The sequence below is a fragment of the Cryptosporangium arvum DSM 44712 genome (genome assembly GCF_000585375.1).
In the GTDB taxonomy this organism is placed as follows: Bacteria; Actinomycetota; Actinomycetes; order Mycobacteriales; family Cryptosporangiaceae; genus Cryptosporangium; species Cryptosporangium arvum.
The window spans coordinates 2,086,640-2,110,394 of sequence record NZ_KK073874.1; the positions used below are offsets into that span (position 1 = coordinate 2,086,640).

Annotated in this window: 23 protein-coding genes; 11 read left to right on the forward strand and 12 right to left on the reverse strand. The window is 72.7% G+C overall.

What is annotated here, in order from left to right:
- Positions 1-57 precede the first annotated feature (57 nt).
- Both CRYAR_RS09700 and CRYAR_RS09705 read left to right on the forward strand, forming a co-directional pair.
- Complete coding sequence (locus CRYAR_RS09700; protein WP_035850007.1) at positions 58-1,002, forward strand: ROK family glucokinase; 945 nt, start codon at positions 58-60, stop codon at positions 1,000-1,002.
- Positions 999-1,667, forward strand: coding sequence for an endonuclease/exonuclease/phosphatase family protein (locus tag CRYAR_RS09705; RefSeq protein WP_035850009.1), 669 nt, complete (start codon positions 999-1,001; stop codon positions 1,665-1,667). The genes CRYAR_RS09700 and CRYAR_RS09705 overlap by 4 nt, the downstream gene beginning before the upstream one ends.
- On the opposite strand, the gene CRYAR_RS09710 is transcribed toward CRYAR_RS09705, so the two are convergent.
- The 3 genes from CRYAR_RS09710 to CRYAR_RS09725 form a co-directional block, all read right to left on the reverse strand.
- On the reverse strand, positions 1,657-1,878 hold the full coding sequence (locus CRYAR_RS09710; protein WP_157017546.1) for a hypothetical protein: 222 nt from the start codon (positions 1,876-1,878) through the stop codon (positions 1,657-1,659). The genes CRYAR_RS09705 and CRYAR_RS09710 overlap by 11 nt on opposite strands.
- An 82-nt stretch (positions 1,879-1,960) precedes the next feature.
- Complete coding sequence (locus tag CRYAR_RS42905) at positions 1,961-3,034, reverse strand: hypothetical protein (RefSeq protein ID WP_051569976.1); 1,074 nt, start codon at positions 3,032-3,034, stop codon at positions 1,961-1,963.
- Positions 3,031-3,810 carry an alpha/beta hydrolase gene (locus tag CRYAR_RS09725; protein ID WP_035850011.1) on the reverse strand — a complete coding sequence of 260 codons (780 nt, stop codon included), beginning with the start codon at positions 3,808-3,810 and terminating at the stop codon, positions 3,031-3,033. Before CRYAR_RS09725 ends, CRYAR_RS42905 begins: the two co-directional genes overlap by 4 nt.
- A gap of 200 nt (positions 3,811-4,010) precedes the next feature.
- On the opposite strand from CRYAR_RS09725, the gene CRYAR_RS09730 reads away from it, so the two are divergent.
- From CRYAR_RS09730 to CRYAR_RS09740, 3 genes are read left to right on the forward strand one after another with little or no spacing between them, the layout of a single operon-like run.
- Entirely contained in the window at positions 4,011-4,721 is a 711-nt protein-coding gene (locus CRYAR_RS09730; RefSeq protein ID WP_035850013.1) for a lysophospholipid acyltransferase family protein, read from the forward strand.
- Positions 4,711-5,856: a MacS family sensor histidine kinase gene (gene macS / locus CRYAR_RS09735; RefSeq protein ID WP_051569977.1), complete on the forward strand. Its 1,146-nt coding sequence runs from the start codon at positions 4,711-4,713 to the stop codon at positions 5,854-5,856. Before CRYAR_RS09730 ends, macS begins: the two co-directional genes overlap by 11 nt.
- Positions 5,843-6,493, forward strand: a complete 651-nt coding sequence (locus tag CRYAR_RS09740; RefSeq protein WP_035850014.1) for a response regulator transcription factor — start codon at positions 5,843-5,845, stop codon at positions 6,491-6,493. The genes macS and CRYAR_RS09740 overlap by 14 nt, the downstream gene beginning before the upstream one ends.
- Here the strand turns inward: CRYAR_RS09740 and CRYAR_RS09745 are convergent.
- Together CRYAR_RS09745 and CRYAR_RS09750 are read right to left on the reverse strand one after the other, a co-directional pair.
- Positions 6,457-10,137, reverse strand: a complete 3,681-nt coding sequence (locus tag CRYAR_RS09745) for an AAA family ATPase (protein WP_342673860.1) — start codon at positions 10,135-10,137, stop codon at positions 6,457-6,459. The two genes, CRYAR_RS09740 and CRYAR_RS09745, sit on opposite strands and share 37 nt — an antisense overlap.
- Before the next feature lie 398 nt (positions 10,138-10,535).
- Positions 10,536-11,225, reverse strand: coding sequence for a Crp/Fnr family transcriptional regulator (locus tag CRYAR_RS09750; RefSeq protein WP_035850016.1), 690 nt, complete (start codon positions 11,223-11,225; stop codon positions 10,536-10,538).
- A 246-nt stretch (positions 11,226-11,471) separates the two neighbouring features.
- Here CRYAR_RS09750 and uvrC point away from each other — a divergent pair, with 246 nt between their 5' ends.
- From uvrC to whiA, 4 genes are all read left to right on the forward strand, one after another.
- Complete coding sequence (uvrC, locus tag CRYAR_RS09755; protein WP_084700293.1) at positions 11,472-13,562, forward strand: excinuclease ABC subunit UvrC; 2,091 nt, start codon at positions 11,472-11,474, stop codon at positions 13,560-13,562.
- The gene (gene rapZ / locus CRYAR_RS09760; RefSeq protein WP_035850018.1) at positions 13,559-14,485 is read left to right on the forward strand and encodes an RNase adapter RapZ; all 927 of its coding nucleotides are present in this window, start codon (positions 13,559-13,561) and stop codon (positions 14,483-14,485) included. Before uvrC ends, rapZ begins: the two co-directional genes overlap by 4 nt.
- A 160-nt stretch (positions 14,486-14,645) precedes the next feature.
- The gene (locus CRYAR_RS09765; protein WP_211247366.1) at positions 14,646-15,587 is read left to right on the forward strand and encodes a gluconeogenesis factor YvcK family protein; all 942 of its coding nucleotides are present in this window, start codon (positions 14,646-14,648) and stop codon (positions 15,585-15,587) included.
- Positions 15,588-15,653: 66 nt separating this feature from the next.
- Positions 15,654-16,634, forward strand: a complete 981-nt coding sequence (gene whiA, locus CRYAR_RS09770; protein WP_035850020.1) for a DNA-binding protein WhiA — start codon at positions 15,654-15,656, stop codon at positions 16,632-16,634.
- Between the two features lie 59 nt (positions 16,635-16,693).
- Here the strand turns inward: whiA and CRYAR_RS09775 are convergent, their stop codons facing one another.
- From CRYAR_RS09775 to CRYAR_RS09805, 7 genes are all read right to left on the reverse strand, one after another.
- A complete protein-coding gene (locus tag CRYAR_RS09775) occupies positions 16,694-17,002 on the reverse strand; it encodes an SCO4225 family membrane protein (protein ID WP_035850022.1) in 309 nt (102 codons plus the stop codon).
- Positions 17,003-17,049: 47 nt separating this feature from the next.
- The gene (locus CRYAR_RS09780) at positions 17,050-17,898 is read right to left on the reverse strand and encodes an STM4011 family radical SAM protein (protein ID WP_035850024.1); all 849 of its coding nucleotides are present in this window, start codon (positions 17,896-17,898) and stop codon (positions 17,050-17,052) included.
- Complete coding sequence (locus CRYAR_RS09785) at positions 17,898-19,205, reverse strand: STM4012 family radical SAM protein (protein WP_035850026.1); 1,308 nt, start codon at positions 19,203-19,205, stop codon at positions 17,898-17,900. The genes CRYAR_RS09780 and CRYAR_RS09785 overlap by 1 nt, the downstream gene beginning before the upstream one ends.
- Complete coding sequence (locus CRYAR_RS09790) at positions 19,202-19,993, reverse strand: STM4013/SEN3800 family hydrolase (protein WP_035850028.1); 792 nt, start codon at positions 19,991-19,993, stop codon at positions 19,202-19,204. Before CRYAR_RS09790 ends, CRYAR_RS09785 begins: the two co-directional genes overlap by 4 nt.
- Positions 19,990-21,075: an STM4014 family protein gene (locus CRYAR_RS09795; protein ID WP_035850030.1), complete on the reverse strand. Its 1,086-nt coding sequence runs from the start codon at positions 21,073-21,075 to the stop codon at positions 19,990-19,992. The genes CRYAR_RS09790 and CRYAR_RS09795 overlap by 4 nt, the downstream gene beginning before the upstream one ends.
- Positions 21,072-21,578 carry a hypothetical protein gene (locus tag CRYAR_RS09800; RefSeq protein ID WP_035850032.1) on the reverse strand — a complete coding sequence of 169 codons (507 nt, stop codon included), beginning with the start codon at positions 21,576-21,578 and terminating at the stop codon, positions 21,072-21,074. Before CRYAR_RS09800 ends, CRYAR_RS09795 begins: the two co-directional genes overlap by 4 nt.
- A gap of 80 nt (positions 21,579-21,658) precedes the next feature.
- A complete protein-coding gene (locus CRYAR_RS09805) occupies positions 21,659-22,561 on the reverse strand; it encodes an STM4015 family protein (protein ID WP_035850034.1) in 903 nt (300 codons plus the stop codon).
- Between the two features lie 188 nt (positions 22,562-22,749).
- On the opposite strand from CRYAR_RS09805, the gene CRYAR_RS09810 reads away from it, so the two are divergent.
- The gene (locus tag CRYAR_RS09810) at positions 22,750-23,250 is read left to right on the forward strand and encodes an NADPH-dependent FMN reductase (RefSeq protein WP_035850036.1); all 501 of its coding nucleotides are present in this window, start codon (positions 22,750-22,752) and stop codon (positions 23,248-23,250) included.
- Positions 23,247-23,735 carry a flavin reductase family protein gene (locus tag CRYAR_RS09815; RefSeq protein ID WP_035850038.1) on the forward strand — a complete coding sequence of 163 codons (489 nt, stop codon included), beginning with the start codon at positions 23,247-23,249 and terminating at the stop codon, positions 23,733-23,735. Before CRYAR_RS09810 ends, CRYAR_RS09815 begins: the two co-directional genes overlap by 4 nt.
- Positions 23,736-23,755 lie beyond the last annotated feature (20 nt).

The window sequence follows — 23,755 nt, forward strand, 5'->3', positions numbered from 1 at the left end:
TACGCTGCGCAGAAGCGTGACGCTGACCGGAAGGTGCGTAGGTGTGGTGAGGGGCGCGTGAGCCTGACCGTCGGAGTCGACGTCGGAGGAACCAAGGTATTGGCCGGAGTGGTGACTCCGGATGGGGAAGTGCTCGCCACGGTGCGGCGGCCCACCCCGAGCCAGGACGTCAACGACACGGCCCGGGTCATCGCCGAGGTCGTGCGTGAGCTCGACGAGGACTTCTCGATCGAGGCGGTCGGCGTCGGCGCGGCGGGCTGGATCGATGCATCCCGTTCGGTCGTGCTGCACGCACCGAACCTCGCCTGGCGTCGGGAGCCGCTGCGCGACCGGATCCAGGAGCGGGTCGACCTGCCGGTCGTCGTCGAGAACGACGCGAACGCGGCGGCCTGGGCCGAGTACCGGTTCGGCGCCGGCCAGGACCAGCACCATCTGATCCTGATCACGGTCGGCACCGGGATCGGCGGTGGCGCGGTCGTCAACGGTGAGATTTACCGTGGGCACTTCGGGATGGCGGCCGAGTACGGGCACACCCGCGCCGTGCCGGACGGGCACCCGTGCGGCTGCGGCGCGAGCGGGTGCTGGGAGCAGTACGCGAGCGGCAAGGCGCTGGTGCGGTTCGCCAAGCAGCGGGCCCGCGAGGACGCCTCGGCGGCGCGCGTGCTGCTGGAGATGGCCGGTGGCCACGCCGACCACATCGACGGACCGATGGTGACCAGGGCCGCGCAGGCCGGCGACGCCGCGGCGCTGGCGTCGTTCACCGAGCTCGGCGACTGGCTCGGCTGGGGCATGGCCGACCTGGTGTCCGGCTGGGACCCGCAGTGCATCATCCTCGGCGGCGGTGTCGCCGAGGCCGGTGACCTGCTGTCGGTGCCGGCCCGGGAGACCTACGCCAAGGTGACGGCTCTGCGCGGACGCACCGAGGTGGCCGAGGTGCGCATCGCCGGGCTCGGCAACAAGGCCGGTCTGATCGGTGCGGCGGATCTCGCTCGCATCCGGTGACGACCTGGCTGCGGCTGCTCGACTGGAACGTCCGCGGCCTGCGTGACGACGTCGACGCCCTGGTGCGTACCGTCCGGGGCGTCGCGCCGCACGTCGTGGTGCTGCAGGAAGCGCCCAGGGTGGTGCGCTGGCGGGCCCGGGCGGCGTCGCTGGCCCGCCGCTGCGGCCTGGTCGTCGTCCAGGGTGGGGCGTCCGGCAACCTGGTGTTGTCCTCGCTGGCGGTGACCGTGCGCGACGCCGGGGTCCTGCGGCTGCCGCTCACCCGGTTCCAGCACCCGCGGGCGGCCGTGGTCGTGCGTGGCTCCCTGGCCGGAGCGCCGTTCACGGTGGCCGGAGTCCACCTCGGACTCACCGAGCCCGAGCGGGTCGGGCACGTGCCGGTCCTGCTGGGTGCGCTGGCCGGGAACGAACCGGTGGTGCTCGCGGGCGACGTCAACGAGACCGGCGACGGACCGGCCTGGAGTGCGTTGGCCGAGCGGCTGACCGACGCCGGGGCCGCCGATCCGACGCCGACCTTCAGCACCCGGTCGCCGCGGCGCCGGATCGACGGCATCTTCGTCTCGCCCGGCGTCCCGGTGCGCGACTACCGGGTACTGACCACGCCGGACGTCGCGCTGGCCAGCGACCACCGCCCGGTGATGGCCGAGATCGGGCTCACGCGCTGAGACGTGCGGCGGCGAGCCACCGCTCGAGCGGCAACGAGGTGCCGCGGCACACCGACCGACCGGCGTAGAGCAGAACGGCGTCGGTCGCCTCGGCGAGCTTGGCGATCTCCGTGCGTGCCAGCAGCGCCTCGCGCTCGGGCTCCTCGAACCACTCCGGGTCGTGCCCGGTCAGCGCGCACCAGAGGGCGAGCACCTGTTCGTGACGGGCCATCGTCACCACCTCCCACCGCACACGGTGGGGGATGCGCGCTACGCGCTGTGGACCACCGTGTGACCGTGCGGGAAATTCGTGATCACACCACGGCTCCGTCGTCCGGGTCGTCGTCGTTCCACCCGTCACGCAGACGCCAGACCAGCGCACCGGCCCCACCGAGGATGCCGCAGAGCGAGAGCAGCAGCCGGACGTGTTCGCTGAGTCCGAGGGTGTCGGAGCGGAACAGCAGCACCAGGCCGGCCGCGATCGCCAGGAGCGCGCCGATGACCGGCGCGGACATCCGGGGGAGCGGCGGCGGTGGCGGCGGCTCGTACCCTTCGTCCTCGTCGACCGGGAAGTCGCTCGGCGGAGCGTCGGTGCCGGTCAGGCGGTCGCGCCCGAGCGGGCGCCCGGCGACGTCACCGGACGCCGGCCTCTCGGGGCCGGGTCGTTCGGTGGACGGCGTGTCGGTGGACGGCGCACCCGTGGCGGGGGCGTCGGTGGACGGGGTGTCGGTGGACGGGGCGTCGTCGGTCGGCCCGGCCGGCTCGTCCGGGCGGACCGGCTGGTCGGCCGTGCCCGGCGTCCGCACCGGCAGCGGGTCGGCGGTGGGGTCGGTGAGCGCCGGAACGGCCGCGGTGCCGTCGACGATGGCCCCGCCGCTGGAGGCGCCGCTCCCGGAGTTCCCGCTGCCCGGAGTCGGGCTCTCGGCGGTGCCGTCGGCGGCTCCGCTCTCGGGGGGCTCGATCAGCGCACGGCGGCGCGGCCGGTCGGGTGCGGCCGTCGCGTCGTACCCGGCGATGATCCGTTCCCACTCGACGTCGACGTCGATCTCGATCGGGCGGGAAGCGCCGGTCTCCGGAGCGCCGGAGCGGGCGCTCTCCTCGGACTGGAGTGCGTCCTCCTGCACGGCTTCGAGCAGGCCGCGGGCCTCCTCGAGCCGGTCGCGGTCGACCCACAGCCGGTCGGTGGGCCTGGCCGGCAGCGACGTCGACCGGACGACCGGGTTCAGATCGGCGCTCGGCGCCAGGTACGCGGCGATCCCGATGACGCCGAGGACGTCGAGCAGGTGTTCGCCGATCCGCGGATCGACGTCGGCGAGCGCGACGAACTCGGTCGCGTCCAGGCCGTTGTCCCGCCGTCCCCGGTACGGGCGCCCCGAGGTTCCGGTCATCGGTGGCCCGCCGGGGACAGCAGTGACGCGACGAACTCCGCACTTCCCGCGAAGATCGTCGGTGCATCGTTGTCGAGCGTCGCCACGTGGTAACTCTCCCGCAATACGACTTCGGACTTCACGGCGGACGAGACGCCCGCCAGCAACGCCTCGCCGCTCGCGGGCTCGACGACGTGGTCCTCCGCGCTGCGGTACAGCCGGACCGGCACCGTCACGCGCCCCAGATCGGCCCGGACGACCTTCCAGAGCTGCGACAACGACGCGGCGGCCTTGAGCGGCAGCCGGTCGTAGGCGAGTTCGTGCGCGCCGGGCTTCTTGATGTCGTCGCTGATCCCCGGGAACGAACCCAGCACCCGGCTGACGACCGGCAGGAGCGCGGCGTCCTTGCGCAGGGTGAGGTAGGAGGGGTTGACGAGCAGCAGGCCGGCCGGTTCGGTGGCCTTCCCGGCGTGGACCTCGGCCAGCCGGGTCACCAGCGTGCCGCCCATCGACAGGCCGCCGGCGACGACCGGCACGCCCCGGCTGTGCAGCGACAGGTACTCGTCCTCGACCGCTTTGTACCAGTCGTGCCAGGTGGTGCGGTTCATGTCCGGCCAGCGGGTGCCGTGGCCGGGCAGTAGCGGGCAGCTCACGGTGTAACCGGCGGCGTGCAGCGCCTCGCCCCACGGGCGGATCGACTGCGGGGTCCCGGTGAAGCCGTGGCTCAGCAGGACGGCCGCGGGTGCATCGGGCCCAGCGTCGAGGAGGAATGGTTCTGCACCGGGCAGCACGGACATTCCCACCTCCCCAGGGACTCAGCTCGGCAGCCCCGTGCGGAGGGCGCGAGCGTCGGCTCCATCGTGACACGAGGCGGCGTCATCGGCCCCGCGTTCGGAGCACCTCGGCCAGATCGAGCGTGGTGAACGCCACTGTCGGGTAGACCGACGACGAGGGCGGTGAGGGTACGCTCGACCGGCACGGGCCACGAGGAGGAACGGTGTTTTACTGGGTGTGCAAATACATCCTGATTGGTCCGTTTCTCCGGCTGTTTTTCCGGCCGGTGCTGGAGGGTGTCGAGAACATCCCCGCTTCCGGGCCGGTCATTCTCGCGAGCAACCATCTTTCGTTCAGCGACTCGTTCTTTCTTCCGCTGATGTGTCCGCGCCGAATCGTCTTCCTGGCGAAATCGGAATACTTCACCGGTAAGGGGCCCAAAGGCCTGTTCTCCCGGCTGTTCTTCAGCGCGGCCGGCTGCGTCCCGATCGACCGCACCTCCGGGTCGGCGGCCGAGGCCGCGCTCGTCACCGGAGCGCGCGTGCTCGGTGAGGGGCAGCCGCTGGGCATCTACCCGGAGGGCACCCGTTCCCCCGACGGCAAGCTGTACCGGGGCAAGACCGGCGTGGCCCGGCTCGCGCTGCAGACCGGGGTGCCGGTGGTGCCGGTCGCGATGCTCAACACCCACCACGTGCAGCCGATCGGCCGGCTCGTGCCGAAGGTGATGCGGGTCCGGATGCGCGTCGGCAAGCCGCTGGACTTCTCCCGCTACGCGGGGATGGCCGGGAACCGGTTCGTCGAACGGTCGGTGACCGACCAGATCATGTACGACCTGATGCAGCTGTCCGGCCAGCAGTACAGCGACGTCTACGCCGCGTCGGTGAAGAACGGCTCGGACGCGACGCGCCGGGCACAAGAGCCCGTTGCCGCCTAGTCCGACCACGGGTGACCGGCGGCCGGCCGGGTTCACCGTCGAGGTCACCGGCTGGCGGGCGCTGGCCGCGTTCCGATTCCTGACGCTCGTCTACGCAGTCGCGTTGAACCTGGACGACCTGGGCCGGGTCGACAGCCCCGCCTGGTGCGTGGCCACGCTCGCGGTGATGGGGGCGTGGAGCGTCGCCTCCTCGTACTGCTACGCCCGTCCGCGCCTGCGTACACCGGTGCTGTTCGTCGTCGACCTGGCCGTCACGCTCGCCACCGTGCTGGCGACCCGGCTGGTCGAGACGCCGGAGCGGATCGCCGGCGGCGAGTTCACCGTGCCGACGGTGTGGGCCTCGACCGCGGTGATGGCCTGGGCGCTGCGCTGGGAGATCGTCGGGGGCCTGCTGGCGACGCTGGGTCTGGGGGCCGCGAACGTCGTGGTGGTCAGCGGCCAGCCCACCCGCGGGACCGTGCACAACATGATCCTGGTGCTGCTGGCCGCGATCGTCATCGGCTACGTCGCCGAGGTGCTCCGCCAGGTCGACCGGCTCATGGTCGACGCCTGGCAGGAGCAGGGCGCGGTCGCCGAGCGGGATCGGCTGGCCCGGCAGATCCACGACGGTGTGCTGCAGGTGCTGGCGCTGGTGAAGCGGCGCGGATCCACGCTCGACGGCGAGGGCCGGGAGCTGGCCGAACTCGCCGGGGAGCAGGAGTCCGCCCTCCGCGCGTTGATGACGAGCGGCTCGGCCGCCCCGTCCGACGGGGTGGTGGACCTGTCCGCGCTGCTGGCGCCACTCGCGGCGTCGCCGGGAATCGAACTGGTGGCGCCGGCCGAGCCGGTGCTGCTCCCGGCGGGCGCGGGCGCGGAGGTCGCGGCCGCGGTCGCCGCGGCCCTGCACAACGTGTCCGAACACGCGCCCGGCGCGCACGCCTGGGTCGTGGTCGAGGAGGAGCGGGACGCGGTGCTGGTCACGGTCCGGGACGACGGTCCGGGCATCCCGCCGGAGCGGCTGGCCGAGGCGGCGGCCGAGGGCCGGCTCGGTGTGGTTCAGTCGATCCGCGGCCGGATCCGGGAGCTCGGCGGCACGGTCGTGATCACCAGCGCGCCCGACGAGGGAACCGAGGTGGAGCTGAATGTCCCCCGTTAGGGTCATGGTCGTCGACGACCACCCGATGTGGCGCGACGCGGTGGCGCGCGACCTCGGCGACGCCGGGTTCGACGTGGTCGCGACCGCGGGGGACGGCGCGGCGGCGGTGCGGATCGCGGCGGCGAGCCGGCCCCAGGTCGTCGTCATGGATCTGCAGTTGCCCGAGCTCTCCGGGGTCGAGGCCACCGCGCGCATCCTGGCCGCCGACCCGTCCTGCCGGGTGCTCGTCCTCTCGGCCAGCGCGGAGCGGCCGGACGTGCTGGACGCGATCCGGGCCGGCGCCACCGGCTACCTGGTGAAGTCGGCCGGGGCCACCGAGCTGATCGAGGCCGTCACCCGCACCTCACGGGGCGAGGCGGCGTTCACCGCCGGGCTGGCCGGGCTGGTGCTCGGGGAGTACCGGCGGCTCGCCGCGGGGCCCGAGCCCGCCGACGGGCCGGCGCTGACGACCCGGGAGACCGAGGTGTTGCGGCTGGTGGCCCGGGGGCTCACCGCCAAGCAGGTCGCGACAAGGCTGAGCCTGTCGATCCGGACGGTGCAGAACCACCTGCAGAACGTCATGGACAAACTGCAGGTGCACAACCGGGCCGGGCTGGTGCGCTACGCGATCGAGGCCGGGCTGGACGAGGAATCCTGACCGGCCAGCGGCCCGGGGTCGTCCGGCACGTCGGTGGTGTCTAACGGATCCGTGGTGGCGAACCTCAGCAGCAGACGGGCCCGGTTACGCAGCCCGAACGTGGTCAGGCGGGTGGTGAGCTCCGGTACCGGTGCGACCTCGCCGGCCCGGGCCGCGCGCAGCGACCAGGCCGTGGCCAGCGCCGCGTCGGTGGCGTCGCCCATCCGTTCGTAGACCGACGCCGCGACCGCGTGGTGCAGGGCCGCAGTGCCGTGGTCGCCGTTGCGGGCCGCCTGGGCGCCGTTGACGACCGAGCGGGCGGCCCGGACCCAGAGCGTCTCGCGCGGCGCGCCGTCGAGCACACCCTTCAGCCATCCGGCGGACTCCTCGCCCTGCAGACCGCACCTGACGCCGGTGAGCACCGCGGCGTGCGCGGCGGCGGCCAGCCACTCGCGCGGCGCCAGCGCCTCGGCCGAGTGCTCGGCCTCCAACCGGCGCAGCGCGACCGTCGCCTGCTCGGCCGAGCCGTTGACCGCGCGGTAGAGCGCGGCGTGGGCGAGCGCGTTGGCCATGGCCAGGCGGCTCCCGTGCCGGGCGGCGGTGACGACGATCGCCTCGGGGTTGAAGCCGGTGTCCTCGCCGCGCAGCGCACGCAGCCAGGCCGCGAGCGTGCGCAGGTGCGACCATTCGGCGTCGAGGGCCTCGTCGCCGGTGAACGCGGCATCGGCCGAGGCCAGCGTGGCGTCCCAGTCGCCGTCGAAGTAGGCACGCATCGGCGTGTGGCCGGGGTGCGGAGCGCCGCGGAAGTTCAGCGTCGTGGCCGCGGCCTCGTCCAGCAGCGCGAAGCTGCGGGCGATCTCGCCCTCCTCCTGCAGCGCGCTGGCCAGGTTCTCCGACGCCCGGCGCAGCGAGCGCAGGTGGTCGGTGCGGCTGCGGTCGACCGCGCGCTCGAGCAGCGTCAGACCGGACAGGTCGCCGGCCAGGTATCGGGCGGCGCCCTCGGTGATCTGCGCGTTGACCTCGAGCTCGGGCAGGCCGAGACGGCGGGCCAGGTCACCGGCGGTCTTGGCCGCGGTGGTGGCCTCGTCGACCTCGTAGCTCATCATCCGCAGCCGGGCCAGTTCGGCGTGGGCGGCCGCGCGCACAGGGCTCTCGTCGCCGGCGCCGTAGGGTGCCAGCGCCCGGTCGAGGTGGGCCAGCGCGGCGGTGCGGTCACCGCGGGCCCAGGCGACCTGGCTGAGCAGCGTCCGCGCGCTCGCGGCGGCGTCGCGGGCCCCGAGCACCTCGAGCTGGCTGGCGCACCGGGCGACGTCGGCGGCGCCGTGGAATTCGTCGGGGGACGCGGTGAACCGCAGCCTCCACCGCAGTACCAGCGCGGACAGCCGGGACACCTCGTCGTCCCTGGCGGCCGGGTGCTCCAAAGCCGCCAGCTCCTCGAGCGTCAGCGTGTTCTGGTCGTCCCAGAGCGCGAGCGCCTTGTCGAGCAGGTCGACGGCGGTGGGCGCGGCGTGCAGGCTGGCCGCGCGTTCGGCCGCCGCCACCAGCGCGGTGCGGGCCGGCGGCAGGAACGGACGGACGTCCATGTGCAGCGTGCGGGCCAGTTCCAGCGCGGCGACCCGGTGGTGCGCGACCGCGTCGACGGCCTCGGTGGTGCGGCCGGTGACGTGCGACTGCAGCCAGCGGGCGGCTCGCTGGTGACGCACGACGCGCAGCGCGCGGGGCTGACGGCGGTAGGCCATGTCGCGCACGACCGCGTGCGAGAACGCCAGCGCGGGCTCGCCGGCCAGCACGTGCCCGGTGGCCGGCCGGATGAACGCCTTCGCGCGCAGCTCGGCCAGCAGCGCCTCGACCTCGTCGCGGGCCAGCTCGGCGACCGTGGCCACCGCACCGGGCCAGAACACCTCGCCGATGACCGCCGCGGCCTGCAGCGCGCGCTGGCTGCGGGGCCCGAGCAGGTCGACGCGGCTGGCGACCACCGACAGCACGGAGTCGGGCAGCGGGAGCGCCCCCTCGGCGTCGTCGCTCTGCTGGTCGGCGAGCATCCGGACGTACTCGTGGGCGTAGAGCGGGGTGCCCGCGGCGAGCACGGTGAGGTGCTCGAGAGCCTCCTCGGGGATCGGCGAGTCGACCGACAGCGCGCGGAAGAGCGTCAGCGTGTCGTGCGCGTCGAGCGGCGGGAGCTCCACCAGCGCGTGCCGGGGGTGCGTCGCGTCGTACCAGGGCACGTGGCGGGAGGCGAGCAGCTCGGGCCGGGCCGTGCCGAGCACCAGCAGCGGCCCGTCGACGGTGTCGACGAGCTGCCGGAGGAAGTCGAGCAGGGGTGGTTCGGCGAGCGCGAGGTCCTCGATGACGATGACCAGCGGGCGGCGCGCGGCGAGCCGGGCGAAGAACATGCGCCAGGCGGCCTGGGCCTCGTCGGCCTCGACCGGGGGAGCGGCGTAGCCGACGAGCGGGGCGAGCGCGTCGACCACGCTGCTGCGCTCGGCCGTGGTGAGCAGGCCGTGCAGCGAGTCGACGACCTTGCGGCGGGCGGTGTCGGCGCTGTCGGACTCGAGTACCCCCGCGTACGCGGTGACGACCTCGGCGACGGCCGCGAACGGGCCGCCCTCGCCGCCGGCCAGGCAGCGCCCGCCGACCCAGCGGACCCCGACGGGCATGGCCTGCTCGGCGTGGCGGTTGAGTTCGCGCACCAGGCGGCTCTTGCCGACGCCGGCCGGCCCGACGACGGTGACCAGGCGAGGCGCCCGGTCGTCGACGGTGGCGCGCAGCAGCCCGGCGAGGTGGTCGAGGTAGGGGCCGCGGCCGACGAACGGGCCGTGGTCGCGGTGACGGTCCCAGCGGCGCTGGACCAGGCGCAGCGGACGCCAGACCGGGACCGGCCCGGCCTTGCCCTTGACCATCACCGGGGGCATCTCGGTGTACTCGACGTACTCGCGGCTGGCGCGCCAGGTGGCCGAGGAGACGACGATGCCACCGACCGGGGCGTGCGACTGCAGCCGGGAGGCGAGGTTGACCACGTCGCCGGCGACCAGGGCCTGACCGCCGTCCCGGATCGCGTCCAGATCGACGACGACCTCGCCGGTGGCGATGCCGACGCGGGCGCGCAGCGGGCCGGACGGGCCGATGATCCGCCCGTCCAGGTCGGCCTGCAGTTCCAGGCCGACGCGGACCGCGCGGACGGCGTCGTCCTCCTGGGTGACCGGTGCGCCGAACACGGCCATCACCGCGTCGCCGATGTACTTCTCCACGACGCCGGCGCGGCGGCGGATCGCGCGCGCGACGGTGTCGAAGTAGCGTTGCTGGAGCGCGCGCAGGTCCTCGGGGTCGAGCCGTTCGCCGAGGTTGGTGAAGCCGGTGAGGTCGACGAAGAGGATCGTGACGACCCGCCGCTCCTCCCGGGACGCGACGCCGGGCACGGGCAGGCCGCGGGCGGCCGGGTCGAGATCGGCGGCGCAGTGCGGGCAGGTCTCGGCGGTCAGCTCGACGCCGGCGGTGCAACTGGGGCACTTGCGGAGCAGGGCGGAGCCGCAGCGGCCGCAGAAACGGTCGCCGGGCCGGCCCACGGCGGCGCAGCGTGCGCAGTGCGTGTCGATGGGTCCTTCACCCCCGCGTGCAAGGTCTTCCAGTACACCAAATCTGTCAGCGGTCGTGTATTTGCTGTGAATCGTCTCAGTGGCCTCGTCCGGGGACCACCCATCCGGACAAGAATCATCCGGTCGGAGCCTTTCTCAGTCGTCTTCCGGACGCTCCGCTGACACGTCGGGGTGGGGCGCGACTACCGTGTGTCGCGACTTGAGCGGTGGGGTCCGGTGCGTCCGGCGAACCATGCCGGATGGAGGGGAATTCCCGCAATGCCCGGAATGTCGAGTATGGTCACCGTGACGCTGAAGACGCCATGGACCGACTCCGCGGGAATCGGTCACCCCGAGGGTTCGACGGTCCGGGTTCCCGAGACGGTGCTCGACGAGTTGGTGTCCACGGGGGTCATCGTCACAGATGCCACTGAGACATGGGTCACCTGCGACTAAATAAGTCACTCAACGTGACATTTTGACGTCGAGACTCACGTCATGCCGGCGCGGCGGCGCAGTGCGGGGATGTCGGTGACGACGATCTTGCGACCCTCGGTGTGCAGCCAACCCCGCGTCGCGAACGTACCGAGGGCCTGGTTGACGCTCTGCCGGGAGCCGCCGGCCATCTCCGCCAGCTGGGTCTGGTTCAGGTCGATCGTCACGACCGGTGACCGGTTGTCGCCGACCAGGCGGATCAGCGTCTTCGCGACCCGGCCCGGCAGGTCCAGGAAGATGTGGTCGGACGTCTGATCGGTCAGCCGCCGGATGAGCCCGCCGAACGAGCGCATCACCCCGTCGAGGATCGGCGGCTGGGTGCGCACGAGCTCCAGGAACGCACCGCGGGAGAGCGCGAGGACGTGCGTCTCCTCCAACGCTTCCGCCGACGCCGAGCGACTGCCGCCGTCGAGCAGCGCCAACTCGCCCAGCACGCCGGGCGGGCGCACCACGTAGAGCAGCGCGCGGTCACCGGTGGGAGCGGTGCGGAACACCGAGACGGCGCCACGGCGGACCATGATCAGCGAGTCGCCGGGGTCCTTCTCCAGGAACAGGAGTTGTCCGCGCCGGTAGCTGCGCGGCACCGCGGCCGCGGCCACCCGGCTGCGCACGGCGGGCGCGAGGCCGGCGAAGAGATCGACCCCGGCCAGCGGGTCGTCGGCCTGCGGAGTGCCCGGCGCGGTCATCGCGGCCCCTTCGTTCGGGTCGGTACGGTCACGGTGTCCACCGCCGTGGCCGGCCTCGTCCCGGTCGTCGTTCCCCCGGCCTGCATCGTCCCGGTCGCCTCGTTCCGTGGTCGCGTCGTCCTCTGGCGAACCATGATGCCGTGTCGTGTCGGATGTCTGACAGCGGGATCGGCCGAAAGGCGATATGTAGCGTGGTCGCCGGTTCGCGCGCAAGGATTGTCGGAGGGCACGACTAGGCTTTCCAGCGTGCCCGACCCGTCCACGTACCGCCCATCTCCGGGATCGATCCCGGAGTCGCCTGGTGTCTACCGTTTCCGGGATTCTCGGGGCACGGTGATCTATGTCGGTAAAGCGAAGAACCTCCGCAACCGTCTGAACTCGTACTTCGCCGATCCGGCCGGCCTCCACCCGCGTACCTATCAGATGGTGACGTCCGCGGCCAACGTCGACTGGGTCGTCGTCACCACCGAGGTGGAGGCGTTGCAGCTGGAGTACTCCTGGATCAAGGAGTACGACCCGCGCTTCAACGTCCGCTACCGCGACGACAAGAGCTACCCGAGCCTCGCGGTGACGCTCTACGAGGAGTATCCCCAGCTCCGGGTGATGCGTGGCCCGAAGAAGAAGGGCGTGCGGTACTTCGGGCCGTACGCGCACGCGTGGGCGATCCGCGAAACCCTCGACCTGCTGCTCCGGGTGTTCCCGGCGCGCACCTGCTCCAGCGGCGTCTTCAAGCGCGCGGGGCAGATCGGGCGGCCCTGCCTGCTCGGCTACATCGACAAGTGCTCGGCGCCGTGCGTCGACCGGGTGTCGGCCGAGGAGCACCGGGCGATCGTCGAGGATTTCTGCGACTTCATGGCCGGCAAGACCGACCAGATGCTGCGCAGGCTCGAGCGGGAGATGCAGCGCGCCAGCGACGAGCTCGAGTTCGAGCGGGCGGCCCGGCTGCGCGACGACATCGGGGCGCTACGCCGGGCGATGGAGAAGCAGGCCGTCGTCTTCGGCGACGGCACCGACGCCGACGTGATCGCGTTCGCCGACGACGGCCTGGAAGCCGCCGTGCAGGTGTTCCACGTCCGGGGCGGGCGGGTCCGCGGCCAGCGCGGCTGGGTCGTCGAGAAGGTCGAGGACCTCGGCGTCGGCGACCTCGTCGAACAGTTCTGCCTGCAGATCTACGGCAGCGAGGACGCGAGCGAGGTGGTGCCGCGCGAGGTGCTGGTACCGGAGCTACCCACCGACGCGGCCGTGCTCGAGGAACTGCTCTCGGAGCTGCGGGGCAGCCGGGTCGCGCTCCGGGTTCCCCAGCGGGGCGACAAGAAGACGCTGATGGAGACGGTCAAGCGCAACGCCGAGCAGGCGTTCAACCAGCACAAGCTCAAGCGCGCGAGCGATCTCACCGCCCGGTCGAAGGCGCTGCAGGAGATCCAGGACGCGCTCCTGCTCGACGAGGCGCCGCTGCGCATCGAGTGTTACGACATCTCGCACGTGAGCGGCACCGACATCGTCGGCAGCATGGTCGTGTTCGAGGACGGCCTGGCCCGCAAGTCGGAGTACCGGCGGTTCGCGGTGCGCTCCGGGCCCGACGGGCCGCCGGACGACACGGCGTCGCTGGCCCAGGTGCTGCGCCGGCGCTTCAACCGCTACCTGGACGCCCACGTCGAGACCGGCGATCTGCCGGAGGAGTCCGACTCGGGGGCGGAGGCTCCGGCCGACCGGGGGGTGCCGGTGGGCATCGATCCGGCCACCGGGCGGCCGCGGAAGTTCGCCTACCCGCCGAACCTCGTCGTGGTCGACGGTGGTGCGCCCCAGGTGGCGGCGGCCGCGCGGGTGCTCGCCGAGCTCGGCATCGAGGACGTCGCGCTCTGCGGGCTCGCCAAGCGCCTGGAGGAGGTCTGGTTGCCCGGCGACGACTTCCCGCTCGTCCTTCCGCGCACCAGCGAGGGTCTCTACCTGCTCCAGCGCGTCCGGGACGAGGCGCACCGGTTCGCGATCACCTATCACCGGCAGAAGCGCTCGAAGCGGATGACCGAGTCGGCGCTCGACGACGTCCCCGGGCTGGGCGAAGCCCGGCGCAAGGCGTTGCTGCGCCAGTTCGGGTCCCTGAAGCGGCTGCGGCAGGCATCGGCCGACGAACTCGTGAGCGTGCCCGGCATCGGCCGCCGCACGGCCGAGGCGATCGTGGCCGCGCTGGCCGGTGACGCCGCGGTCCCGGCGGCCCGATCGGCCCCGGAAGCCACCAAAGGCACCGAAAAGTCTGGTGTGCGGGCTGCGGGGACTAGCGTCGACGCAGCAGAATCAGGAGTAACACCCATGCGAGCGGGGAGACACGAGAACCGATGACGATCGGGGAGCGGTCGCCGGGCGCCGACGATCTCGGAAACCTGGACGGGATCGCCGCCGCGCGAGCCGAGATGGACCTCGTCGTGGTCACCGGCTTGTCCGGGGCCGGCCGCAGCACGGTCGCCCGTGCGCTGGAGAACGTCGGCTACTACGTCGTGGACAATTTGCCGCAGACGCTCATGGTCACGATGGCCGAGCTCGCGTTCGCCTCCGGCGGCGCGGGCCGGCGCACCGCGATGACGCTCGACGTCCGCAGCCGGGCGTTCTCCACCGACCTGCTCGGGGCGGTGGCCGACCTGCGTACCCGGGGCTTCCATCCCCGGGTGGTGTTCGTGGACGCGTCCGACGACGTGCTGATCCGGCGGTTCGAGAGCGTCCGCCGGGCCCACCCGCTGCAGGGGGAGGGCCGGCTCGCCGACGGGATCGCCGCCGAACGGGTGCTGCTCGCCAACGCGCGCGAACTCGCCGATGTGATCATCGACACCAGCCTGCTCAACGGCAACCAGCTCCGCGGGCGCATCGAAGAGTTGTTCGTCACTCCCGAGCGCACCCTCCACGTCACGACGCTGTCGTTCGGCTTCAAGTACGGGCTGCCCGCCGACGCCGACCTGGTCATCGACATGCGATGGCTGCCGAACCCGCACTGGGTACCGGAGTTGCGGCCGTTCAGCGGCAAGGACCAGGCCGTCAGCGACTACGTGATGGCGCAGCCCGGTGCGGTCGAGTTCCTCGATCAGTACGCGGCCGTCGTCGCGATGGCCACCGACGGTTACAAGCGCGAGGGCAAGCGGTACCTGACCATCGCCGTCGGCTGTACGGGCGGTAAGCACCGAAGTGTCGCCAGCGCGCTCGCGTTGGCGTCGCGGTTGGAAGCCCGGGGTATCCCCACCACCGTGAGCCACCGGGACCTGGGCCGGGAGTGACGGCCGGCGCGGAGCACGGTACCGTCCGCCTCCGCTACGCGTTGTCGATGAAAGGCGCAGCGCGGGGCACTAACGCCGCGAATCACGTCCTAACGGGCGTGGTGCGGTGTATCGACGGCAACCGGCAGAGGGGCGGACGGGGAATGGGACGGCGAGAGGCGTGATCGGTTCGGACACCGAGCGGCCTCCCCGGGTAGTGGCGTTCGGCGGCGGGCATGGGTTGTTCGCGTCGCTCAAGGCGCTCTGTCTGCTCGGGATCGAACCGACGGCCGTGGTGACCGTCGCCGACGACGGCGGCTCCAGCGGCCGGCTGCGGCGCGAATTCGGCGGCATTCCGCCCGGTGACCTGCGCCAGGCGCTCGTCGCGCTGGCGAACCCCGGCGATCCGGTCACCGCCGCGGTGTTCCAGCACCGCTTTCCCGGCAAAGGTGAGCTCGGCGGGCACGCGATCGGCAACCTGATCATCTCCGGGCTCACCGACATCCTCGGTGGCACCGTGGAGGCGCTCGAGCACGCGTCACGCGTGCTCGGATGCCGGGGCCGGGTGCTGCCGATGGCCGCGGAACCGCTGGACATCGAGGCCGACGTCGCCGGAGCGCTGGGCAACGTCGTCACCGTCCACGGTCAGCACGAGGTCGCCAGCACCAAGGGGCAGGTCCGCCGCGTCCGGGTGACACCGGCCGACGCGCCGGCGTGCGCGGAGGCGGTCGAGGCCGTGAAGATGGCCGACGCCCTGGTGCTGGGCCCCGGCTCGTGGTTCACGAGTGTTCTGCCGCACTTCCTGGTGCCCGAACTGGCCGACGCGATCGTCAGCTCGGCGGCCCGGCGGATCGTCGTGCTGAACCTCAGCACCGACGGTGAAACGAAGGGAATGCCGTTCGACGGCCACCTTCATGCGCTGGCCGAACACGCTCCGGCATTGAAAGTGGACGTCGTGCTCGCAGATCCACACATCGTCGGGGACCACACCGGTCTGTCGCGTGCGGCAGAATCTCTAGGGGGACGACTGGTTGTGGCGCCGGTAGCGGCGTCCGACGGAAGTCCGCGGCACGATCAGCAGGCTCTCGCCAACGCACTCCGCGGAGTGCTGGGCACCGGCTGAGACCGGTCGGCTGGGGCCGCCGTGCGTGTCGCAACGGGGGCAGAGCGAGACGACTGGAGCAGCGCGATGGCGATGACGGCCGCGGTCAAGGACGAGTTGAGCCGGGTCGTGGTCACGAAACCCTGTTGTCGCAAATCCGAGATGGCGGCGCTGTTGCGCTTCGCCGGCGGGCTGCACATCGTCGCCGGCCGGGTGGTGGTGGAGGCCGAGCTCGACACCGGCAACGTCGCCCGGCGGCTGCGGCAGAGCATCGCCGAGGTCTACGGCCACGGCAGCGAGGTGCACGTGCTCACCGCAGGCGGGCTGCGCAAGACCAGCCGCTACATCGTGCGGGTGGTGCGTGAGGGGGATTCGCTGGCCCGTCAGACCGGCCTCCTCGACGTCCGGGGGCGGCCGGTGCGCGGGTTGCCGCCGCAGGTCGTGTCCGCGGCGGCGTGCTGCTCGGAGGCGGCGTGGCGGGGTGCGTTCCTCGCGCACGGTTCGCTCACCGAGCCCGGCCGCTCGGCCGCGCTCGAGATCACCTGCCCCGGGCCGGAGGCGGCACTGGCGCTCGTCGGGGCGGCCCGGCGCATCGGGGTGACGGCCAAGGCCCGCGAGGTGCGTGGCGTCGACCGGGTCGTCGTGCGCGACGGCGACGCGATCGGTGCGCTGCTGACCCGCATCGGTGCCCACGCCAGCGTGCTGGCCTGGGAGGAGCGGCGGATGCGTCGCGAGGTGCGGGCCACCGCCAACCGGCTGGCCAACTTCGACGACGCGAACCTGCGCCGGTCGGCCCGCGCCGCGGTCGCCGCCGGTGCGCGGGTGGAGCGGGCGATGGAGATCCTCAGCGGCGACGCGCCGGAGCACTTGCTCGCAGCCGGCCGGCTGCGCCTGGCGCACGGCCAGGCGTCGCTGGAGGAACTCGGTTCGCTGGCCGACCCGCCGCTGACCAAGGACGCGGTGGCGGGCCGCATAAGGCGTCTGCTCGCGCTCGCCGACAAGCGCGCCCACGACACCGGAATCCCCGACACCGAGGCCAGCGTCACGCCGGAGATGCTCGCACCCTGACCCGTCCACCCGGGCCGGGTCGCTGCGGGTGGGGTGCAGAGGGGTTCAGTGGGCGGGGTTCAGTGGGCGGGGCGGCGGCGGGAGCGGCGGTAGAGGGCGACCATGCCGCCGATGAACGCGGCGTTCGCGACGGCCGCGACGGCGCACACGGCGTAGAACACGACCGGCCCGAGCGCCGAGTCGGGCGTGATCGCCAGGAGCGGCAACGAGAACGGCATCGTCACGAAGACCAGCCAGACGCCGGCCAGATTGGCGTCCGGCTGGTCCCAGGTGGCGAGGCTGAACGTGACCACCGCGGCGACGACCGCGACGCCGATCAGGTAGGCGCGGGAGAACCAGTTACCGAAGGCGAGCTGAAGGATTCGCATGCGTTTACTTTCGCCGGTGCGGAGCGGCCCCGCGTGAGTGCTTGTACCTAGAAGCCCATGGGTATTCGTTCCAGCACCCCGCCGGCGAAGACGTCGTACAGCGGCAGGGTCTCCAGGTGCACGTAGCCGATGTGGCAGTCGCACGTCGCCAGCGGACAGCTCCGCGGCCGCAACGCCCGCCGGTACGACCCGTCGTAGAGGTTGCCGAGCGGTTCGTCCACGAAGTGGCAGCGGCGCACGCTCCCGTCGCCCCGCACCGACAGCACGGTGTCGCCGGTGCGGCACGGCTGCCCGGCCGACAGGTGCGGCCGCGCGCTGTAGGAGAACAGCGGGTCGATCGCCGCCCAGGCCCGCTCCTCGCCCGGCGTGTACACGTGCCCCTCGGCGGCGTTCACCCACAGGTAGACGTCGTCGGGCAGGGCGGTGCGCAACCAGCCCGCGTCCTCGTAGTGCGCGGGCAGCCCGACGATGCCGACCGAGAACCGGACACCCCGCGAGTGCAGCGTCGAGCAGCGCGCCAGGAACCTTCCCCGGCTGATCTGGGTGGGGTGGTAGGTGACCCAGAGCGCGAGCCGGTCGAGGTTGGCGTCGGCCATCCACCCGAACGTGGCCGCCAGGTTGGTCTGGATCGCCACCCGGCCGACGTGCGGCAGCCGGGACAGGTCGGCCAGCGCCCGCCGGTACCAGGAGCGGGTCAGCCCTTCGCCCCAGGGCGTGAACAGCACCGAGATCCGGTCGTCGTCGGGGTTGCGGGTCACCCAGTCGGTGAAGCGTTCGAGCGCGGCCCGGTCGGCCGCCAGCGTCGCCGGGCTGTCGCGCCGCTTGGCGAACGGGCAGTACGCGCAGTCGTAGTTGCAGCTCGCGAGCGGACCGCGGTACAGAATCGACAGGTCCATCAGCGCGTCACGTGTTCCCTCATGGCGCTGCGCACCGCATCCGAGACGAGCCACGGCCCGATCGCGTCGGCGCGCTCCATCCCCGCCGCGGTCAGCGCGACCAGGTCGGCGCCGTGCTCGAGCCACCCTCGTTCGGCCAGCTCACCGAGTTCGGGGAAGTCGGCGCCGAGCGGGGTGCCGAACCGCGTCGCGTAGTCGGCCGGAGCGAGACCCTCGGAGCGCAGCAGCGACTTCACCAGCCAGCGGCGTCGCTGCTCGGCCTCGTCGAGGTGGTACCCGACCTCGGCGTGGTCGAAGTCGGACGCCGGGCGGCGGACGTAGTCGTCGATGATCGCCCGCACCTGGCCGACCCCGACCGCGTAGTCGAACGAGTAGTGGAGGTCGGTGGTGTACGAGCGGGCGCCGCAGCCGAGGCCCACCATGCCGTCGTCCTGGCAGCGGTAGTCGCTGCTGTCGTCCGCGGACGGAACCCGCCGGAAGTGCCGCAGCGAGAGCTGGTGGTAGCCGGCGGCGATCAATCGGTCGCGGCCCTGCCGGTACAGCGCGAGCCGCTGGGCGTCCCAGGCCGGGTCGCTCCCGTCGGCGTCGCGCCGCCCCAGGCCGGTGAGCGGCCGGACGTAGAGCGGGTAGAGGAACACCTCTTCCGGCGCCCACCGCAACGCCGTGGTCAGCGAGTACTCCCAGCTCTGCGCCGTCTGCCCGGCGATGCCGTAGATCAGGTCGACGTTGAGTTCCGGGATGCCGGCGGCCCGGATCGTGTCGAGCGCACGGTCGACCTCGGCGCGTTTCTGCGGGCGTCCGGCCGCGTGGGCCTCCGCGTCGAGGAAGCTCTGCACGCCGATGCTCACCCGGGTGGTGCCGCGCTCGCTGAGCACCGCCAGCCGGTCCGGCGTCGCGGTGGCCGGTGACGTCTCGACGGCGGTGGGGGCCGCGCCGCGGCCGAAGGTGTCCAGGACGTCGAACAGCCCGGTCAGTTCGGACGCGGTGAGGTAGGTGGGGGTGCCCCCACCGACCGCGGTGCGCGCGACCGTCACCGGCCCCAGCGCGTCCGCGACCCGCCGGGCCTGGACGCGCAGCTGCGCGAGGTACGCGCTGACCTGTTCGGCCGGCGGGTTGGCGCGGGTGAAGAGGTTGCAGAACCCGCAGCGCATCTCGCAGAACGGGAGGTGGGCGTAGAGGAACAGCGTGTCGGTGGGTTCGGCCGACCAGACCTCGCGCAGCGCCGGGCGGGGGCGGAGCGGCCGGTAGGCGGTCTTGTGCGGGTAGGCGTAGAGGTAGCCCTGGTACGGGGAGCCGTCGAGCGTCACGGGAACACCACCTCCGCGTAGGGCACGGTCCACACCACGTCGTGCGCGACGCGGTGCCCGACGTGGCCGTCCTCGCCGTAGGCCGTGCCGTGGTCGGAGGTCAGGATCGCCGCGCAGGGGCGCCCGCGCCCGGTGACCGCGGCGATCAGCCGGGGCAGGTGCGCGTCGACGTACTCCAGCGCGGCGGCGTGGCTCTCCCGGGAGTCGTGCTCGGCGCCCGGCCGGTAGTGCCGGTTCGGCTGGTGCAGCGCGGCGACGTTGACGAAGAGGAACAGCGGGCGGGCGGGGTCGAGCCCGGCGATCACCGATTCGATCCGGTCGAGCTGGGCCTCGAAACACGCGGGGTTCGTGACGCCGAACGCGGGCTCCCAGTGCGACTCGGCGAACAGGCCGGGGAGCACCCGGCCGAGCGCCGAGACCGGGTTGAAGAAGCCGACACCGCCGACGCAGACCGTGTGGTAGCCGGTCTCCCGGAGGGCGGTGACCACGTCGGGTGCGTCGAAGACCCAGGTGTCGTCGGTGGTGGATTCGCTGCCCGGGAACGCGGCGGCGAACCGCCGGGGATGCGGGCCCGGGGTGACCGGGGTGGGGAGGAAACCGGCGAAGAACGCCTGGTGGGCCGCGTAGGTGAAGCTCGCCGGGGTGTGGCGGCGTTCCCACTGCCCGCCGGGGAGCACCCGCGCGAGGTTGGGGGTGCGCCCGGCCGCGGCGAGTTCGGCCGCGACGTCGTGGCGCAGGGTGTCGAACGTGACGAAGAGCAGGTCGTGGCGGCCGACGAGGTGTTTCATACCCGTGCTCCCAATGCCTCGAGCTGCGCCTCGTACGTGGTGCGCCCGTGGGCGTCGAGGACGCCGGGCAGCAGGTCGCCGAACGCGTTGACCTCGGCGACCGCGTGGGTGCGCCGGTCCACCCCGATCATCAGGTCGACGCCGACGTGCGGGCTGCCCGGGAATCCGGCCGCGGCCCGCACGCACGTGGCCAGCGCGGACTCGTAGGCCTCGGCGCCGATCCGGGCGCGGACCGCGCGGACGTCGCCGCGGGCGTTGCCGAGGTGCAGGTTCGTCATCGGGGTGCGGCTGGTGCGCACCACGACGTGGCCAGGAACCCCGTCGACGACAAGCACCCGCAGGTCGAACACGCGGCCATCGAGGCTCGCTTTCGGAAACCAGCGTTCGACGTGCAGGCCGTCGGGAGCCAGCCGGTCGACGATCGCCGCGACCTCGCGCTCGGACGTGTACCGGCGGACCCGCAGCGAGTTGAAGAGCGCTCGGTCGGTCAGCTCGACCGAGGTGACCGCGAGCGCCCGCCGGTCACCGGCGTGCAGGGCGACGACCCCGGACGCCGACGACCCGTGCGCGGGCTTCACGAACACCCGGGCCCATCCCGCGGCCCGCATGCCCGCCCGCAGTTCCTCGTACCCCCCGATCCCGGCGCCGGTGAACTCCGCTGCCGCCGGGGCAGCCGGCGGGAGGGCCTGCGGAACGGGAACGGCGGCGGCGGCCAGGCGGGCGTGGGCCAGGCGCTTGTCGAACATGACCGCGATGTCGCCCGGGTCGTGGAGCAGGCGCGCGCCGGACGCCCCCGCGGCGGCCACCACCCGCTCCAGCGCCGCCCGGAACCCCCGGTACCAGGCCGCGCCGCCGACGATCTCGCCGAACTGCGCCGGCTGGGCGGCCCCGCGCAGCCGCCGGTCGACCTCGGCGTCCTCACCCGGTGAGTCGATTCGCACCAGCGCACCGGACGGGAACGTCACCGGGCCGCCCGCGACCGCACGCCACGGCAGCACCTCGACGTCGTGCCCGGCCGCACGCGCCGCCGCGGTGAACATCGTGGCGCGCCGGCTGCCCGGGTTGCCGACCAGCGCGATCATTCGCCGACCGCGACGTATCGTTCGTCGTCGGCTTCGCCGAACCGCGACTCGGACGCGTCGATCCGCGCGTCGGGAAGCGCACCGCCCAGCCGCTCACCGGTGAGGATCGGCGTGGCGACCGCCCGGGTGACCTCGGCGGGCAGGCCGCCGTTCCCGAACACGCGCTCGCGGAGCGCGGTGTGCTTCACCGGCTGCGTCTCCAGGTTCTGCGACCCGCGGACGCGGAGAGCCCGCAGGCCGGGCAGCCGGCTCGCCGACGCGGCGATCTCCGTGACCGGAAGCGCGGATTCGGCCGGGTCACCCCAGTTGTCGATCACCAACGCCCGCACCGGCGCCCGGTCGATCAGGTCCGAGATCCGACCGGGCATCGTCCGCACGCCCTCGTCGTAGCCGGGGGAGACGCGCCACGCGGCCCCCTCGATGCCGGCGCGGACGCCGTCCTCCACGTTCACGACCGGGGGGCCGTGGAAGCGGGTGAGCTCGTCGTCGCTCGGGATGGTCACCGACAGGCTCCTCAGTGGATGTCCGGGCTGAACCGCGGCGGACGGTCGACACGTTCGACGAACACCACCGGAAACTCTGTTCACTCGCCGACCGCGACGTACCGGTAGCGCTCACCGAGCTGCGAATCCTCGGTGTCGAGCACGACGCCCGGCAGCGCGGCGGCCAGCTCGCCGAGCACCTCCTCGCTGACCAGGTGGTGGTGCAGATCGAGCCGCTCGAGTCCGCTCAGCTGCCCACCGGTCAGCAGCGCACGCGCCCCGGTGTCGCTCAGCAGCCCCAGCGACAGGTCGAGCGTCGTCAGCCGCGGAACGATCGGAGCCCGGGCGAGCGCGGCCGCGACGTCGTCGGCGATCTCGGCGTTGCGCAGCCCCAGGTGACGCAGCGCGGGAAGACGCTCACCGGACAGGATCCCGGCGAGGTCCTCGGCGGTCGCGTCGCCGCCGTAGTTCGGGGTGCCGAGCCACAGCTCCAGGTGACGCAGCGCCGGGAAATCGCCCGCGCCGACGTCACGGACCACCGCGGCCGGCAGCCCACCGGACTCGAACGCGAGCTCCCGCAACGTCTCGTGCCGCACCGTCCCCAGCCGCAGTCCTTCGCTGCCCCGGATGCGCAGTACCTCCAGCGAACCGAACGCCTCGAACAGCGGCGCGACGTCGCCCAGCCGGATCCAGGAGATCTCGCACTCCTCGAACGTCATCTCGCCCAGGAACAGGGCGCGCAGCCCGCTCAGCCGAGGTGCCGCCGCGACCAGCGCGTCGATCGGCGCGGGGTTCTCGTAGCAGTCACCCCAATCGCCGACCAGCAGCGCCTCGACCGGCGTGCTGTCGATCAGCTCGTCCAGCCGGCGGGCGAACTCGCCCCGCTCGGCCTCGAGACCCGGAGAGATCCGCCAGGCCGCCGGTCCGCCGACCGGCTCCCCGTCGGCGGGCCACTCCCGCACCGGCAGCCCCGCGAACGTGCTCACGTTCTCGTTGATCGTCACGGGCGGGACGCTAGCAATGCCGACCGACAGTCCGTTGCCGCTGTCCACAGGCCCGATCTGTCGTCGAAACTGTCGAATGCCCTTAACCAACGGCGGGAGCGATTGGGATTGTGTGATGCAGGGCGCAACGTTGTCTCTGGACGTCGGGCCGGTTCTGGCGGACGGTGTTGAGGAGCGAGGGAGATCTCATGAACGTGGCAGTGGTGGCCGGCAACCCCAAGCCGCAGTCGCGCACCCTCGACGCCGCGACGCGAGTGGCCCGTGAGCTCACCGGCCAGGAACCCGGGTCCGTCGTGGACGTCATCACGCTCGGCGCCGGCCTGCTCGGGTGGGGTGACGCCGGCGTGGCCGCCGCGGTCGAGTCGGTTCGCTCGGCCGACGTCGCGGTGTTCGCCAGCCCCACGTTCAAGGCGAGCTACACCGGCGTCCTCAAGCTGTTCCTCGACCAGTTCGCCACCGCCGAGGGCCTGGCCGGCGTGGTCGCCGTCCCGGTGATGCTCGGTGCCGGGCCCGGCCACGCGATGGCACCGGACCTGCTGCTCAAGCCGGTGCTCGTGGAGTTGGGAGCGTCCTGCCCGACGCCGGGTCTCTACCTGATCGATTCCACCTACACCGACAGTTCGGCGATCGCCGACTACGCGAAGCGCTGGTCGGGCGCGGTGGCCGGAACCGCGTCCGGGCTGCGATGAGGGCGGTCGCGGGCGCGGCGCCCCGGGAACTGCGTGACGTCTACGGGGCGTTCCCCAGTGGCGTCGTCGGGCTCTGCGCGCTCGTCGACGGGGTTCCGGTCGGGATGGCCGCCAGCAGCTTCGTCGCGGTGTCGCTCGAGCCGCCGCTGGTGGCGGTGTGCGTCCAGAAGACGTCGACGACCTGGCCGCGGCTGCGTGACCGCCCGCGCGTCGGGGTGAGCGTCCTGGGGGAGTCGCACGACCTGGCCGCCAAGCGCCTGGCGGCGAAGACCGGTGACCGGTTCGAGGGCCTGTCGATCGGCACCACCGACGGCGGCGCCGTGCTCATCGAGGGCGCGAGCGCCTGGCTGGAGTGCACGGTCGACCGTGAGGTCCCGGCCGGTGACCACGACATCGTCCTTCTGCGCATCGAGTCGTTCGAGTACGAACCGACGGTCGCGCCGCTGGTGTTCCACTCCAGCGGCTTCCGGCGCCTCTCGGCCTAGGTCACGTCCGTCAGATGACT